The sequence below is a fragment of the Oceanobacillus salinisoli genome, from assembly GCF_009733865.1.
Taxonomy (GTDB): Bacteria; Bacillota; Bacilli; order Bacillales; family Amphibacillaceae; genus Oceanobacillus; species Oceanobacillus salinisoli.
Map to the genome: position 1 here is coordinate 125,605 of NZ_WOFB01000015.1, position 14,222 is coordinate 139,826.

Consider the following 14,222-nt stretch of genomic DNA (forward strand, 5'->3'; position numbering starts at 1 on the left):
GAAAACTACACTTGAGTTGATTATGATGTAATTAAAGGAGGGGTCAATTTGACAGTTGCAACACAAGTAAAACAAACAATAGCAGGCTTAAAAAGTGCACAAGCCAGTTTTGAACAATTTGCTTTAGAAACACAGAATAAACAAGCAAAACAATTGTACCAATCTGCTGCACAACAAACACAGGCGATTGTACAAAGTGTAGAACCAAGAATGCAGCAAATCGAACAAGAAGAGCCTCAATATAAACAATAACAATCGAAGCACATTAAAAATTGCTTCTAGCTAGAAAGAGGTTGGGATTAACCAGCCTCTTACATAATCTCAACAAAGGAATGAGGATTATGATGGGTAATCAGAAGATCATTTTATCACTAATTATTTGCTTGATTTTATTCGGATGCGGGAATGAATCTGCAGATGAAAATGCAAATAATAATCAGTCCATCGAGGTAGAAAACATCTCTGCAAATAAATTAATTGACCAGGAACCTTCTAATAAAGCAAAAGACATCTTAAAAAAACATGATGAAGTAACTGGCATTAAAGCGGCCAATACCTCTAAGGATATGATTATTGCCGTTCAAATTGAGCATAATAAACGATTCCAATTACAAAAAATAAAAAAAGATTTGACGAAGGAATTAAAAGAACACTTTAAAAATTTCCATGTAGAATTAACCATCGATAAAAAGATTTATCTGGAATTAGAAAAACTGGAAGAAAAATTGGATTCAAAATCAATAACCCCTTCCAAACTTGGCAAGGAAATTGATCGGATCACAAAGCTGTCAAAAGAAAAAACCTAGGATTTTTAAAAGAAAGAGTGAATGATTATGGCTAATAATAAAAAAAAGAATTTACCGCCACAGGCTCAAGAATATCAGGCATTTCAAAAACAGCGTGAAGTAAAACGGCCCATTCTTATAAATTGTATCAAAGCCTTCCTTGTCGGGGGCACGGTTTGTTTAATTGGACAAGTGATTACTACGTTTTATATCTATTTCTTTAACTTCACAGAACAAACAGCAGGAAATCCTACTGTTGCGACCTTAATTTTCATTACCATGCTTTTAACCGGATTTGGTATATATGATCGGATAGGACAGTTTGCTGGCGCAGGTACAGCTGTTCCTGTTACAGGATTCGGGAACGCCGTCATCTCTGCAGCGATTGAACATCGTACGGAAGGCTATATTTTAGGTGTTGGTGGAAGTATGTTCAAGGTAGCAGGACCGGTCATTGTGTATGGGGTATTTGCAGCATTTGTTGTTGCCATTATAAAAACCGTTCTAATTCAATGGGGTGGATTATAATGCTTAACGGACATCAAACGTGGATATTTGAAAATAAACCAGTTATCATTCAAACCGGTACTGTAGGTGGCCCTTTTGAAGCAAAAGGAAATATACCAAAGGCTTTTGATATATTACATGAAGATATGTGGTTAAATCAGGAATCCTTTGAAAAAGCACAACAGGTAATGATGGAACAGGCATGCCAAGTTGCAATTAAAAAGAGTTCCATTCAAAAAGAGCAAGTAGAATTTTTTATCAGTGGAGATTTAATTAACCAAATTACTCCCACAACCTTTGCTGCCAAAACAATGGGGCTCCCCTATCTGGGATTATTTAATGCTTGTGCAACATCAATGGAAAGTTTAGCTTTATCTGCAGCAATTATTAACGCAAATGGTGCCAATTATATATTAAGCGGTACTTCCAGTCATAATGCTGCAGCCGAGAAACAATTTCGCTACCCGACTGAATACGGTGGTCAAAAGCCACCAACCGCACAATGGACAGTAACCGGTGCCAGCTGTGCCTTAGTAGCAAAAGAAGGAGTAGGTCCAGTTGTCACATCGGCTACGATTGGGAAAATTGTGGACATGGGCATAACGGATGCATTTAATATGGGGGGAGCTATGGCACCAGCAGCGGTTGATACGATAGAGACTCATTTAAAAGAAAGAAATATCGATCATTCGTACTATGACCTAATCATTACAGGTGACTTAGCCCATATTGGCAGAGAAGTATCGTTAGACCTTCTTCATAAACGTGGCATCGACATTCCAGAGGAAAAATATGTGGATTGCGGCTTAACGATTTATCGAGAAGGACAGCCTGTTTTAGCTGGTGCCAGTGGTCCAGCCTGTTCGGCAATTGTAACGTATGGCCATTTTTTAAACAAAATGAAACAAGGTGAAATCAAGCGAATACTGGTAGTCGCTACCGGTTCCTTACAATCACCACTTAGTGTCAACCAAGGGGATTCTATTCCTTGTATTGCACATGCAGTTTCAATAGAATCAGGAAGTGATGTATGATGATTTTTTTCTGGGCATTTGTTATTGGTGGTTTGATTTGTGTGATTGGACAATTAATGTTGGATGTTTTTAAACTGACCCCTGCCCATACTTTAACTATATTAGTTGTCGTAGGAGCTGTTCTGGATGGTTTTGGACTTTATGAGCCATTAATTGATTTTGCTGGGGCAGGTGCCACTGTTCCTATTACCAGCTTTGGTAATAACCTTGTCCATGGTGCAATGGAAGAAGCACAACAGCACGGATTAATTGGGGTAGTTACGGGAATGTTTGAAGTAACCAGTTCAGGTATTTCAGCAGCGATTATTTTTGGGGTAATTGGATCATTAATTTTTAAACCAAAAGGTTAGATCCCCTTGTCCCCCTTTCCTTATAAAATTTTCACAAGAAGGTGAGATTTCAATGACGGTAGGATCACAAGTGAAAGGATGTTATGCATCCATTAAAAATATCGAAGCAAGTCTACAAACACTAGCAAACAAAGCACAGGAAACAGAATCCCAACAAGCGTTTAAAGAAGTGCAGCAAATCGTTAATGAAGTTAAAGCCGACTTAGGCAAACAGATCATCTATCTCTCCCGTGAAGAACCACAGTATAAATAAGCTATCGAAGAAAGGATAAGAACACTATGCCAGGATGGGTTGAAGTCATACTAAAATCGCTCACACTTATTGTTGTTTTATTTACTCTGACTAAATTGCTTGGAACGAAGCAATTATCCCAAATGAATGTGTTTGAATATATTTCTGGTGTTGTTTTAGGTGGAGTTGTAGCCATTCACACTTTTGATCCGGAGGCAAATATATTCTACGCTATTCTCGCCATGTTTATCTGGTTTGTTGTTCCATTTGGGGTTGAAAAAATTTCGCTAAAAAGCAAAGCCTTTCGTAACTTTGCAGAAGGGAAAAGTACGGTTTTCATACAGGACGGGAAGATTATGGAAGACAATTTAAAAAAAGAAGGATATTCAACAGATGATCTACTTGAAAAACTGCGTGATAAAGATGTTTTTCTAGCATCCGATGTAGAATTTGCCGTTTTGGAGCCTAACGGTACCTTAAATGTGCTGCCCAAAAGGGAAAACCGTCCGCTTACTGCCAAAGATTTGGGCATCAAGTTAGCACCACAAAAAGAACCACAAACCGTAATCATGGATGGAGAAGTCATGTATGAGTCCTTAGCCAATTTAAATCTGGACTTAACATGGCTGGAGACAGAATTGGAAAAACTGAATGTAAGCATTGAGAACGTATTTCTAGGACAGGCGGATACTGACGGACAACTTTATGTAGATTTATTTGATGATAGTATTGCTGTCCCGTCTCCAACTGAAAAGCCTCTATTACTGGCAACAATGAAGAAAGCCCAAGCTGATTTAGAATTATTCGCCTTGTCTACAGAGAATCAACAGTCCAAGGAGTTATATCAAAGGAACAGTAAAAAGATGCAAGATGCAATAAATAAAATCGAGGCCTATTTATCATAGGGACTGTTCTATACGTCCAGAGCAGGCCCTTCATATCGGTTATGAAGTAGAACCAACCTTACCCGTTAATGAAACTGTGCATTCCGGAGTGTGAGTATCTTGATTAAAAACCTTATTAAGACATTGCAAAAGTCAACCAAACAGTCCATAGATAATAAAGAAATCATCCTTGACAAAGATTTACCCAAAAATATAACAGCATTAAAGGAAATCTATTCCTATCCGGATAATACCGATGTCCAATTTCGGAGTCTACATATTAATGGATTGGATAAAACAGCGATGGTTGTCTTTATCAGTACAATTACAAATACAAAGATAATCGATGAACATATCGTCGAACCTTTACTTAAAAATCAATTAAAGGATAGCCGGATAGAAAATATAATCACCATACAGTCATATAAAAAGAAAAACAACATGAAAGATGTTCTGATTGATATTAATACTGGAAATGCTGCCCTATTCATTGACGGTGAGGACCAAGCTTACCTTTTGAATGTTACAAACTTTGAAGGAAGAGGCATCGAAAAACCTGACAATGAAACAGTTGTTAAAGGGCCTAAAGAAGCTTTTAATGAAAAAGCTGCTACCAACATTTCATTGGTACGAAAAAGAATTAAAAACGAAAAACTGGTTATTGAAAATATTACCGTTTCCAAGCGTTCCAAAAATGAAGTTTATGTAGCCTATATTAAGGACGTCGCCAATGAGCATCTGCTGAACAATGTAAAAGAACGACTAAAAGCTTTAGATGTCGATGCCATACAAAATCTGTCATTGCTGGAACAATATATCGAAGAACGGAAACATTCCATTTTTCCTACCGTTTTATATACAGAAAGACCGGACCGAGCTGTCTCTTTTCTGGAAGATGGGTATATTGTTCTCTTAATGGACAACTCCCCGGATTCCTTAGTTCTTCCTGCAACATTCTGGTCCTTCTTTCACTCATCTGAGGATCATTATTTAAGGCTTATTTACGGTAATTTCACAAGAATACTGCGGATGGCCGCATTATTTATCACGATTTTTACCTCGGCAATATATGTAGGTGTTGTAACATATCATATTGAAATGGTTCCACCGGATCTTTTGCTGGCAATTACCGCAACAAGAGAAAAGGTACCCTTTCCCGCAGCAATAGAAGTACTGCTTATGGAATTCGCTTTTGAATTAATTCGTGAAGCAGGGCTCCGCGTACCGAGTCCAATCGGTCCAACCATTGGGATAGTAGGTGCATTAATATTAGGACAGGCCGCAGTCGAGGCGAATATTGTCAGCCCGATTGTCGTTATTGTAGTAGCCTTAAGCGGACTGAGTTCATTTGCTATTGGGGATATCAGCATGAATTTTACCATTCGAATAATTCGTTTTATTTTTATTATCGCTGCCAGTCTATTTGGTATATATGGCATGACAGCGGTATTTACGATGGGGTTATTCTATATGGTATCACTTAAGTCCTTTGGTATACCCTATCTATCCCCTTTATCACCAAAATATAAGTCATCAAAAGATACCCTCTTTAGAAGGGCTTTACAGAATGAAATCTTTAGACCAGGCTACGTGAAGCCAAAAGATATGACAAAAAGATAAGGAGAAACCTTATGGGTGAACCAAAAGATAAAATCGGCATCAAGGAATATACGGTTATCGCCTTGTTAATGATTGGAACCAAAACAACTGATGATATACCAGCTATGTTATTCGATTCCCTGATGAACGCCGGATGGACGGCCCCTTTTATTGCTGGAGTAATTGCACTAGTCCCATTAACTCTCTTGTTACATCTTGCTACAAAATACAAGGAAAAAAATCTGATAGATATTTGCTATCATCTATTTGGTAAATTCCTTGGATTTATTGTTTTATTTATCTTATGGCTGATTGGTTTTGTCTATATTGCACTGGACACCGCAACCTATACAGATATTATTTCGACGATGTATTTTGTTAAAACACCGAGCATCATTATATATGCGGTATTAATGGGGGTATGCGCATACGGGGCAAAAAGAGGACTGGAACAAATTGGTTCTGTTTCATGGGCCGTCTATCCGTATTTACAGGTTTCCTTGCTGCTCACTTTAATCTTAACTTTAGGTCAGGGAAAAGCAAGTTTTCTATTTCCTATTTTTGGTCCCGGAGAATGGGAAGTAATGAAAGAAAGTATGATGAATTTATCGATCTATATGGATTTTCTGTATCTATTCATTCTCTTTCCATTTGTAAAAAGCACCACAGATTTTAGAAAAGGCACATGGATTGCTTTTATTGTGATTTTATTTAATTTAACGATTACGATGGTTAGTTATGTGATGCTGTTTGATTTTCAAACTGCTATGACTTTGAATTACCCGTACCATGAGGTCATTCGCTCTATTCGAATGGGGTTTCTTATTAATTTGGAAACGTTTTTCTTCCCATTTTGGCTTATCGCAACATTCATTAAATTTGCAGCTTACCTCTATATAAATATTTTGTTATTTGGAAAACTGTTTAACATCAATCATTTTGAATATATTATCCCAGCCTTTTCAACCTTAATCGTTTTTATTGGAATGATACCAGAAACACCGACATTTTCGGTTCATTATTTTAAAGAAATGGTTGGAAACATAGCTTCACCGATGTTTTTCTTTTTACCAATCCTATTATGGATTCTAGCTAAAATAAAAGGAGATCTTCGTACATGAAAATACTCCCTTCTATAGGTAAGATTCTATGTCTAATTATGTTGATAATTATACTTAGTGGCTGCTGGGATAAAACAGAAGTGGAACAGTTAGCTTATGTCGTAGCAATCGGCCTGGATAAACCGGAAGATGAAGAAAACCTTGTCGAAGTATCCTACATCATTGCCAATCCGGAGGCAGGAAATCAGGCTGGAGGCGCTAGCAGTGACGAACCTCCACAGGAAACCATCTCATTTACAGCAACCGATTTTGTTTCATCCAAAAGTTTGGCAAATACCGTTATATCCAAACAAATTACCTATGATTTGCTTCGTTTTATTATTGTATCAGAGGATTTTGCGAAAGATGACGATTTTATTCGCTGGATTTATGATGCTACAAAAGCAATGGAAATAAGAAGAGATATCAGATTAATGGTTACAGAGGAAGCGCCAAGTACTTTTATTGCTAATAACAATCCCAAGCTTGATACCAGACCACATAAGTATTTTGAACTGATATTTCGGCGGGGAAATGATACAGGAAACATCCCCCCATCGAGACTGGACAGTTTTTTTCGAATAACGGAAGGCGATGCCAATGTATTTTTAGCTATTTACGGTACGACAAAGAAAAGGCAAAACAATAATAATCAAGAAGACCCCGATGACCTTTTAGCAGGAGAGCTGGAATATACCGGTGTAACGAATACAACCCAATTTGCTGGGTCTGCCGTATTTAAGGAAGGTAAAATGATCGACAAGCTGACGATTGAAGAAACTCGGATTGCCTTTTTACTTAGCAATGAGTTGGAACAACCAACAGAAATTTTAACAGCATTACCTGACCCTTTTAAAGATGATCATCAGTTAACTACGAGAATTAGCAAAGAAGGCAATATTGATATTAGGATGAAATTAAATGATCAGAAACCAACAATAAATGTAACGGTACCTATTAACATGGAGATATTAACTAACCATGGGATGACAGAGTTTACGGAAGATAACAAGAAAAGGGAGACTTTGGAAAAATCATTTGAAAAAACGCTAAATCAAAAATTTGAAGAATTTATTAAAAAAACACAGGAAGAATATGCTGCTGAACCATTCGGATGGTCCTTAGAAGCCCGGAAAAAGTTTCGAACCATTCCGGAGTATATAGAGTTTGACTGGATGAACACTTATCCGGAAATGGAAATTAATGTGAACACAAAAATCGAACTGGAAAATTTCGGCAGACAGTCCGATCTGCCAGACTTGAATGAAATGAGGGATTAGATGAATACAACTATCACGTTTGTCGTTATATTTGTATTTTTCTATACCGCAGGATTTGCAGTGACACTTTGGCGAGAGAAAAATAAACTTGGATCTGCTGCTGTCTTTTTACTTGCAGTTAGTATTGTCATCACCCCATTTTTTTCTGTATTCCGATAGCAAAAAGAAAATAAGGTGCAGGTAATCCGATTACGGTACCTCCACCTTATGTAATAACTATAAATCGTTCATATGCAAAGCTATTTTCCCAAACTGTTTCCCCTCTTTTAAATAGTCCAACGCTTCCTGTGCTTCGGAAAGTGAATAGGTTCGATCTACGACTGGATGCATGTTGTATTCTTCCATATGCCCAATAAGCTCTCGTAATTCCTGTCTGCTTCCCATCGTTGTACCGAACAGCTGATATTGACCATAGAAGAAACTTCTTAGGTTAAATTGGATATTATCTTCTGTCGTCGACCCAAATGTAACGATTCTTCCACCTTTCTTCAACACATCCAGAGCACGATTAAACGTGCTTCCACCAACACTATCAATGATTAAGTCAATTGTTTCATAAGCTAATCCAATCTTCCAGTCACTATTTGTATCAAGAACGATATCTGCTCCTAAATCCATTGCCCTTTTCTGTTTTTCAGAGCTTCTTGATGTAACAATAACCTTTGCACCGATATTTTTTGCAAATTGGATAAGATATGTTGCAACCCCACTCCCCGCTCCAGGGATAAATACAGTATTCCCTTTTTGAACTTGTCCTTTTGTAACTAATGCACGATATCCTGTGAGAGCAGATAATGCAAGCACACCCGCTTCTTCCCATGTGAGATGGGCTGGTTTTTTCTCTAATTGTTCCTCTGAAATGGAAATTTTTTCTGCAAACGTTCCATTGTCTGGCATTCCTAATATATCAAACCCTTTTGGTGGGGCATCCATTGTTTCGTACCATCGCAGGGCAGGATTAATGATTACTTCATCCCCTGCTTTAAACCTGGTTACACCTTCCCCTGTCTGTTCAACAATTCCAGCACCGTCTGATCCTAATATTAATGCTTCTTGATCATTCCCTCTTCGATTTGGTATATACAGATCACGCCGGTTTAACCCTGCAGTCCGTATGGAGACAACAACTTCCCCTTTTCCTGCCACAGGTTCATCCATTTCCTTGATTTTCAGTTCTCCATACTCCAGTACAAATGCTTTCATAGTTTCATCCTTTCCCGTAATAATAACTAATCTTTTCCAACTGCTGTTTACTTGTAATATCCTTGGCAAGCAATGGCACATAAACTAACTGCTGTTGTTTAAATGTTTCTTCTATCATACTAACATATTGATTCTCATACTCTTTTCGCTGCTGCCAAAACTCTCCATCTGCATTTTCCGGCAGGATTTTATTGACGATTAATGTTCTAACATGGAGATGATATTTATCCAGTAACTCCATTGCTTTTTTCGTTTCCAGGATTGGTAATCGTTCTGCATTTAATACAAATATAAAGCCGGTATAGTTAGGATTCAACAATACTTCCCTCGCCTTTTGAAAACGATCTTTCCGTTCCTTTAAAACATCATATATTGGATCTTCAATTGGTTCCCCATCATTTAGCAGTTGGGTATAGTTATCATTCGTTTTTTTCCTTCTCTTTAATAACCCTTCAATCCAAACTCCCATTAATTCAGGTAATGATAGAAGTCTAATCGTATGTCCAGTTGGTGCCGTATCAAAAATTAATTTATCAAAGTGTTCACTTTCCTCTAAAATAATAGAAATGAGCTTATCAAATAATGCAGCCTCATCTGCACCAGGAGAAGCTTTTGCCGTGTCCAGCTGTCGATGAACCTCCTGCATCATCGTTGCATTTACGGTTCCTTTAATATTTTCTTTGACACTATTAATATATTTTGTTGTTTCTATTTCAGGGTCTATTTCAAGAGCATATAGATTTTCTGCGATAAGATTCGTTTTTCCCCCTATCTTTTGGTCAAAAATATCCCCCAGATTATGGGCGGGGTCAGTTGAAATAAGTAATGTTTTATTTCCTTCTTTTGCTGATTTCCAAGCAATCGCAGCAGCAGAAGTCGATTTCCCTACCCCACCTTTCCCGCCAACAAATATAATCTTTTTCTCCAATTCCCTCATGTTCTTCCCCTCATTTCTGTCGAAAGCATTTAGCAGCAGCGAATTCCTGATAATGGCGAGTGATCCATTCCCATTCTCAAATGCCAATCATGGAACTTCTCAATCATGTATGGATAAAGTTCCAAAGTGTAGTAATAGACCGGATTGGGAATTCCAATCATCTCAGAATAGAGTAATAATAAAAACAAATCATCTTCATTTCGCAGTTCTCTTGCAATTTCCGTACGATGTGGCATATTAAGGACTTCTTCGTAATACTCTATAAGTTTCTTCATTTTATCAAGCATGTGTTCACACCCTTTTACATATGCAGAAAAGGGATCACCTCAAATGACCCCTTTCGTATATACTATTATACTATTATCCTACTTTATTTTTATCAATTGGATTATCGTATTTACCTGTTATGACAGAATAGGACGTTAACGCAATCCATAATGCAAATACGAAAATAATCGCACCTAAAATAAATAACAGCATATTCGATCCTGTTCCCCACCATGCCCATTCAAGAAATACTTGCTGGAACAGGGCAACCATAGTCATCACCATTAAAAAGACCATTGGGATGAGCGCTATGGCATAATTTCTCCCATTACGTTTTAACCAAATGGAGATAAGCATTAAACTGATACCTGCAAGCAGTTGATTTGATGTTCCAAACAGCGGCCAAATTAAGTAACCACCAGAACCAAATCCATTTGGACCTTCAGGAATTAATACAAGTGCTGCACTGGACAATACAGCAACAGTTGTTGCCACATGTGTTTTGGTTAATGCTGGCACATTATACTCCGAACCAAGTTCTGCTATAATGTATCTCATTAAACGAACAGCTGTATCTAACGTAGTTGCAGCAAAGCTTACTACAATAACCGAAACAATGGTAGCGGCCACTGATGGCGGAATGCCTAAGCCCCCTGCAAGAACAGCAGCACCTTCAATAAACACACCTAACCCCGCACCATTTGCAGCATTGAAGCTACTGTATGTTGCAAAGAAATCATCTGTGTTTGCAAAGAAAGTCGCAACAGTAAGAATGGAAATAAGAGCTAAGATTCCCTCACCTACTGCTCCAAAATATCCAACAAATCTAGCATCTGTTTCTTTATTTAACTGTTTAGATGATGTCCCCGAGGATACCAGTCCATGAAACCCTGAGATTGCCCCACAAGCTACTGTAATAAACAGTAATGGCAGCCAATTTTTATCCGGATTGTCGTTATAAACAGGTGCTGTCATTTCCGGATTGGTAAACAGCAGTCCAAGGTACAGGATGGCTAGACCTACAACCAATTGATGGGAATTAATAAAGTCTCTAGGCTGTAGTAATTTCCACACAGGCAATGTGGATGCGATGTAGCAATAAACCATGAGAAATACAATCCAAATCATAAACGCAGTGGATACAGCACCTAGACCAAATAATCCTGCCCCATCTTCTCCACCCATGTAGCGAACTAAGTCAATTTGTAATACTTCATTTTGCGCCGCCAGAATAGCAACAAAATACATAATTGCAAGAACAATAAGCGACGGAACAAGCATTCTCACATTTTTCTTATAAACCAAATATCCTATTGTTATGGCTAGAGGAATTTGGAATAATACCGGCAGTACACTGGAAGGATAACTGATAAATAAGTTTGCAATCACCCAGGCAAATACTGCATTTACCATTAATACAAGAATTAAAATAATAAATAAAAACAGTATTTTTCCTCTTTTTCCGATTAATTTATCAGCTATGGTGCCGATAGACTGTCCTTTGTTCCGGACAGATATTGCTAAAGTACCAAAATCATGCACACCTGCAGCAAACACTGTTCCTAATAGAACCCATAATAAAGCCGGAAGCCATCCCCAGTATAATGCAATGGCAGGTCCTAGTATTGGAGCTGCTCCAGCAACGGAAGTAAAATGATGCCCCCATAGTACGAACTTATTAGTAGGAACAAAATCCACCCCATCTTTATACTTATGGGCTGGTGTAACATAGTTTGGATCTAACTTAAAAATTTTCTCTGCTACAAACTTAGAATAATAACGATAACCTAATGCAAAAACAATTAGACCAATAATTGCAACTAGAATTGCATTCAAACTTCTCTACCTCCCTTTTTATTTTTCCTGAAAAAGTTATTGAAAGCGCTTGTTTTCCGTACTGAATTCTATCATATAACAGTTTAATATAATTGTAAATATCTGAATTATCCGCAATGATGTTCTCTTCTAAAGTATCAGAATGAAAAGGATATAGCCCTGGGAACTATGGACATACAAATATATATGCAGAAAAGAAAAAGACTATTAAGAAAAGCGCAAGCGCTCGTTTAGCGACGTACGGACTGCGCCTAGCCATGCCAGGTGGTTCGGTGTTGTCGCGCAAAGCGGCGGTTTTAACCGAACAGTCCCCGTAGGAGATTAGATGATCTTGATTTTTACGAATGTAAAAATCTTAGTGAATCTTATGCTTGAAGAGCGAAAAGGAAACATGCCCCTTCATAGGGGTATGCCGACGCCTGAGCGCTAGCCCGCTTTTAGTCGGCCTTCCTTAAAAAAAGTGAGTCGATGTTGACTTTCACCGCAAGGGTATAAGTGCGACTAAGCCTCTGGTTTCACCAATCGGCAAGTCTTATTTATCGTACGGAGGTGAGGGAAGTCCGCTAGTCGCTGGGCGATGGAGCTAGACATCAAAGCGCAAATTTATACTTTCTTATCTATTAAAAAACCTGGCTATCGCCAAACGATGACGATAGCCTAAGTAACACCTAACCTAAAGAATTATCAGTTATAAAAAAAGTACGGCTGCAAGAGTTGCGACAATTAATCCAATCATTACCGGGAGGAAATTTTTACGAACCAAATCCATCACGGAAACACCGCATAGTCCTGCGATGGCTATAAGTGAAGACCATGCAATCAGTGTTCCTCCTCCAGTCCAAATAGAACCCAATTGTCCAATAGCCGCTAATGTTGCAGCATCGATGGAAGCTGTTTCCAGTGTAGCTGCAAGGGTCCCTGTTAGAGGTAGACCTGAAAATCCAGATCCATCCAAGCCGGTAATGATTCCAATTATTAAAACACTAAATGCAGCAAAAATGGCACTTTGCGGCAAGTAATCCTGTACAGATTCAATCAGACCAAACAAGAAGGAAGGTGCCTCTTCTAAACCCAAGATATCTCCCGCAAAGTCTGCACTTCCTAAAAAGAAAAAGGCTGCAATCGGAATTACTGGCCCCATTGCTTTAAATGCAAACACAAATCCATCTGTAATATGGTTAGTAATATAATTTAATGCCTCAGCTCTACCAAAAGCCAGCGTTGACATAAGCAATAGAATGGCAGCAACACCACCAACAAATGCTGCTCCGTCACCACCAACTAAGCCTCCTTCTCCTGAAGTTAGCTTGTTGTGCAGCATGACAACTACTACAAGTAGAAGGGAAACCGGTACTAAAACTGCAAAAATCTTACTCCAAGTGTTTAAATGAACGGTTTGTGGCGTATTTGTCGGTTCATCTGATGTTTGCAGATTCTGCAAATCTTCCGTATTTCTCTTATTATCTTTGGAGCGAATGGATTTTCTATAAAACAGGTACGCTAATCCAAGAGCGACAATCCCGGAAATTAGTGATAGGACAAGTGCCTTATCCGCAACTACTGCTGTATCTAAACCAGCTGCTGTACCAGTTAAATTTGGAGCTACTTGAACAATATAATCAGATGAAAGGGCCATCCCCTGTCCTGCAATTGCAATCGCTACAGCTGCTGTCATTGCAGGTAAACCAGCTCTTACTGCCGCCGGAACAAGCAATGCACATATTAGCGGTACTGCTGGTGTTGGCCAGAAAAACAAGGATATTACATATGTGACAATCGCCAATACAAAGAAAGACACATGGCCATTTATCATCAGTTTTTGCACTGGCTCAATCATTCGTTTATCTGCCCCTAAATCCCGTAATGAATTTAAAAGAGCAAGCATGAACATAATGATAAGAAAAATACTAAAGAGTTCTTGTGCGGCCACTAGATTGGCATTAAAAATAGCTGTAAACCCTGTGATTAAATCATCCGTATATACCCATGCAATCACAAAGGTTCCCAGTATAGTCGGGAGAACAACCCCTTTACGAAATATCATCGTAACGATTATAATTACCGTAAATAATCCATATAGCCAATGGGATAATGTTAAGTCCATTTAATCCTTCCTTTCTCGAAATGTGCTATAGCCTATGCAAGAAAAAGGAAAAACGCTACTGCGTATTGAGGATAGGAAGAATAATAGTGGGATTCTTGTGTGGT

The 14,222-nt window shown here is 38.3% G+C and carries 16 protein-coding genes; 11 read left to right on the forward strand and 5 right to left on the reverse strand.

Going from position 1 to position 14,222, the window contains the following annotated elements; translation table 11 throughout:
- The first annotated feature begins 48 nt into the window (after nt 1-48).
- The 11 genes from GMJ66_RS11715 (at nt 49) to GMJ66_RS11765 (ending at nt 7,930) form a co-directional block, all read left to right on the forward strand.
- Nucleotides 49-252, forward strand: coding sequence for a DUF1657 domain-containing protein (locus GMJ66_RS11715; RefSeq protein WP_156290506.1), 204 nt, complete (start codon nt 49-51; stop codon nt 250-252).
- A 92-nt stretch (nt 253-344) separates the two neighbouring features.
- Nucleotides 345-806: a hypothetical protein gene (locus GMJ66_RS11720; protein WP_156290507.1), complete on the forward strand. Its 462-nt coding sequence runs from the start codon at nt 345-347 to the stop codon at nt 804-806.
- A 27-nt stretch (nt 807-833) separates the two neighbouring features.
- The gene (spoVAC, locus tag GMJ66_RS11725) at nt 834-1,313 is read left to right on the forward strand and encodes a stage V sporulation protein AC (RefSeq protein ID WP_156290508.1); all 480 of its coding nucleotides are present in this window, start codon (nt 834-836) and stop codon (nt 1,311-1,313) included.
- On the forward strand, nt 1,313-2,326 hold the full coding sequence (spoVAD, locus tag GMJ66_RS11730) for a stage V sporulation protein AD (protein WP_156290509.1): 1,014 nt from the start codon (nt 1,313-1,315) through the stop codon (nt 2,324-2,326). Before spoVAC ends, spoVAD begins: the two co-directional genes overlap by 1 nt.
- Nucleotides 2,326-2,676, forward strand: coding sequence for a stage V sporulation protein AE (gene spoVAE, locus GMJ66_RS11735; RefSeq protein WP_156290510.1), 351 nt, complete (start codon nt 2,326-2,328; stop codon nt 2,674-2,676). Before spoVAD ends, spoVAE begins: the two co-directional genes overlap by 1 nt.
- Before the next feature lie 52 nt (nt 2,677-2,728).
- A complete protein-coding gene (locus tag GMJ66_RS11740; RefSeq protein ID WP_156290511.1) occupies nt 2,729-2,929 on the forward strand; it encodes a DUF1657 domain-containing protein in 201 nt (66 codons plus the stop codon).
- 26 nt (nt 2,930-2,955) lie between these two features.
- A complete protein-coding gene (locus GMJ66_RS11745) occupies nt 2,956-3,813 on the forward strand; it encodes a DUF421 domain-containing protein (protein ID WP_156290512.1) in 858 nt (285 codons plus the stop codon).
- A 90-nt stretch (nt 3,814-3,903) separates the two neighbouring features.
- Nucleotides 3,904-5,412 carry a spore germination protein gene (locus GMJ66_RS11750; RefSeq protein ID WP_197046677.1) on the forward strand — a complete coding sequence of 503 codons (1,509 nt, stop codon included), beginning with the start codon at nt 3,904-3,906 and terminating at the stop codon, nt 5,410-5,412.
- Nucleotides 5,413-5,423: 11 nt separating this feature from the next.
- On the forward strand, nt 5,424-6,512 hold the full coding sequence (locus GMJ66_RS11755; RefSeq protein WP_156290513.1) for a GerAB/ArcD/ProY family transporter: 1,089 nt from the start codon (nt 5,424-5,426) through the stop codon (nt 6,510-6,512).
- The gene (locus GMJ66_RS11760) at nt 6,509-7,771 is read left to right on the forward strand and encodes a Ger(x)C family spore germination protein (RefSeq protein ID WP_156290514.1); all 1,263 of its coding nucleotides are present in this window, start codon (nt 6,509-6,511) and stop codon (nt 7,769-7,771) included. Before GMJ66_RS11755 ends, GMJ66_RS11760 begins: the two co-directional genes overlap by 4 nt.
- A complete protein-coding gene (locus GMJ66_RS11765) occupies nt 7,772-7,930 on the forward strand; it encodes a hypothetical protein (protein WP_156290515.1) in 159 nt (52 codons plus the stop codon).
- A gap of 57 nt (nt 7,931-7,987) precedes the next feature.
- Here GMJ66_RS11765 and GMJ66_RS11770 read toward each other — a convergent pair whose 3' ends face one another.
- From GMJ66_RS11770 to GMJ66_RS11790, 5 genes are all read right to left on the reverse strand, one after another.
- Nucleotides 7,988-8,974 (reverse strand): quinone oxidoreductase family protein, encoded by a 987-nt coding sequence (locus GMJ66_RS11770; protein ID WP_156290516.1) that lies wholly within the window; start codon nt 8,972-8,974, stop codon nt 7,988-7,990.
- 4 nt (nt 8,975-8,978) lie between these two features.
- The gene (locus GMJ66_RS11775) at nt 8,979-9,911 is read right to left on the reverse strand and encodes an ArsA family ATPase (protein WP_156290517.1); all 933 of its coding nucleotides are present in this window, start codon (nt 9,909-9,911) and stop codon (nt 8,979-8,981) included.
- A 29-nt stretch (nt 9,912-9,940) separates the two neighbouring features.
- Entirely contained in the window at nt 9,941-10,198 is a 258-nt protein-coding gene (locus tag GMJ66_RS11780; RefSeq protein WP_156290518.1) for a cory-CC-star protein, read from the reverse strand.
- A gap of 73 nt (nt 10,199-10,271) precedes the next feature.
- Nucleotides 10,272-12,014 carry a carbon starvation CstA family protein gene (locus GMJ66_RS11785; protein WP_156290519.1) on the reverse strand — a complete coding sequence of 581 codons (1,743 nt, stop codon included), beginning with the start codon at nt 12,012-12,014 and terminating at the stop codon, nt 10,272-10,274.
- A gap of 688 nt (nt 12,015-12,702) precedes the next feature.
- A complete protein-coding gene (locus tag GMJ66_RS11790; RefSeq protein WP_156290520.1) occupies nt 12,703-14,118 on the reverse strand; it encodes a hypothetical protein in 1,416 nt (471 codons plus the stop codon).
- Between the last annotated feature and the right edge of the window lie 104 nt (nt 14,119-14,222).

Excerpts from the sequence above, each read along its gene's own strand:
- GMJ66_RS11720 (WP_156290507.1), top strand. The coding sequence starts at position 345 with ATGGGTAATCAGAAGATCATTTTATCACTAATTATTTGCTTGATTTTA.
- spoVAC (WP_156290508.1), top strand. The coding sequence starts at position 834 with ATGGCTAATAATAAAAAAAAGAATTTACCGCCACAGGCTCAAGAATAT.
- spoVAD (WP_156290509.1), top strand. The coding sequence starts at position 1,313 with ATGCTTAACGGACATCAAACGTGGATATTTGAAAATAAACCAGTTATC.
- spoVAE (WP_156290510.1), top strand. The coding sequence starts at position 2,326 with ATGATTTTTTTCTGGGCATTTGTTATTGGTGGTTTGATTTGTGTGATT.
- GMJ66_RS11740 (WP_156290511.1), top strand. The coding sequence starts at position 2,729 with ATGACGGTAGGATCACAAGTGAAAGGATGTTATGCATCCATTAAAAAT.
- GMJ66_RS11745 (WP_156290512.1), top strand. The coding sequence starts at position 2,956 with ATGCCAGGATGGGTTGAAGTCATACTAAAATCGCTCACACTTATTGTT.
- GMJ66_RS11755 (WP_156290513.1), top strand. The coding sequence starts at position 5,424 with ATGGGTGAACCAAAAGATAAAATCGGCATCAAGGAATATACGGTTATC.
- GMJ66_RS11760 (WP_156290514.1), top strand. The coding sequence starts at position 6,509 with ATGAAAATACTCCCTTCTATAGGTAAGATTCTATGTCTAATTATGTTG.
- GMJ66_RS11765 (WP_156290515.1), top strand. The coding sequence starts at position 7,772 with ATGAATACAACTATCACGTTTGTCGTTATATTTGTATTTTTCTATACC.
- GMJ66_RS11770 (WP_156290516.1), bottom strand. The coding sequence starts at position 8,974 with ATGAAAGCATTTGTACTGGAGTATGGAGAACTGAAAATCAAGGAAATG.
- GMJ66_RS11775 (WP_156290517.1), bottom strand. The coding sequence starts at position 9,911 with ATGAGGGAATTGGAGAAAAAGATTATATTTGTTGGCGGGAAAGGTGGG.
- GMJ66_RS11780 (WP_156290518.1), bottom strand. The coding sequence starts at position 10,198 with ATGCTTGATAAAATGAAGAAACTTATAGAGTATTACGAAGAAGTCCTT.
- GMJ66_RS11790 (WP_156290520.1), bottom strand. The coding sequence starts at position 14,118 with ATGGACTTAACATTATCCCATTGGCTATATGGATTATTTACGGTAATT.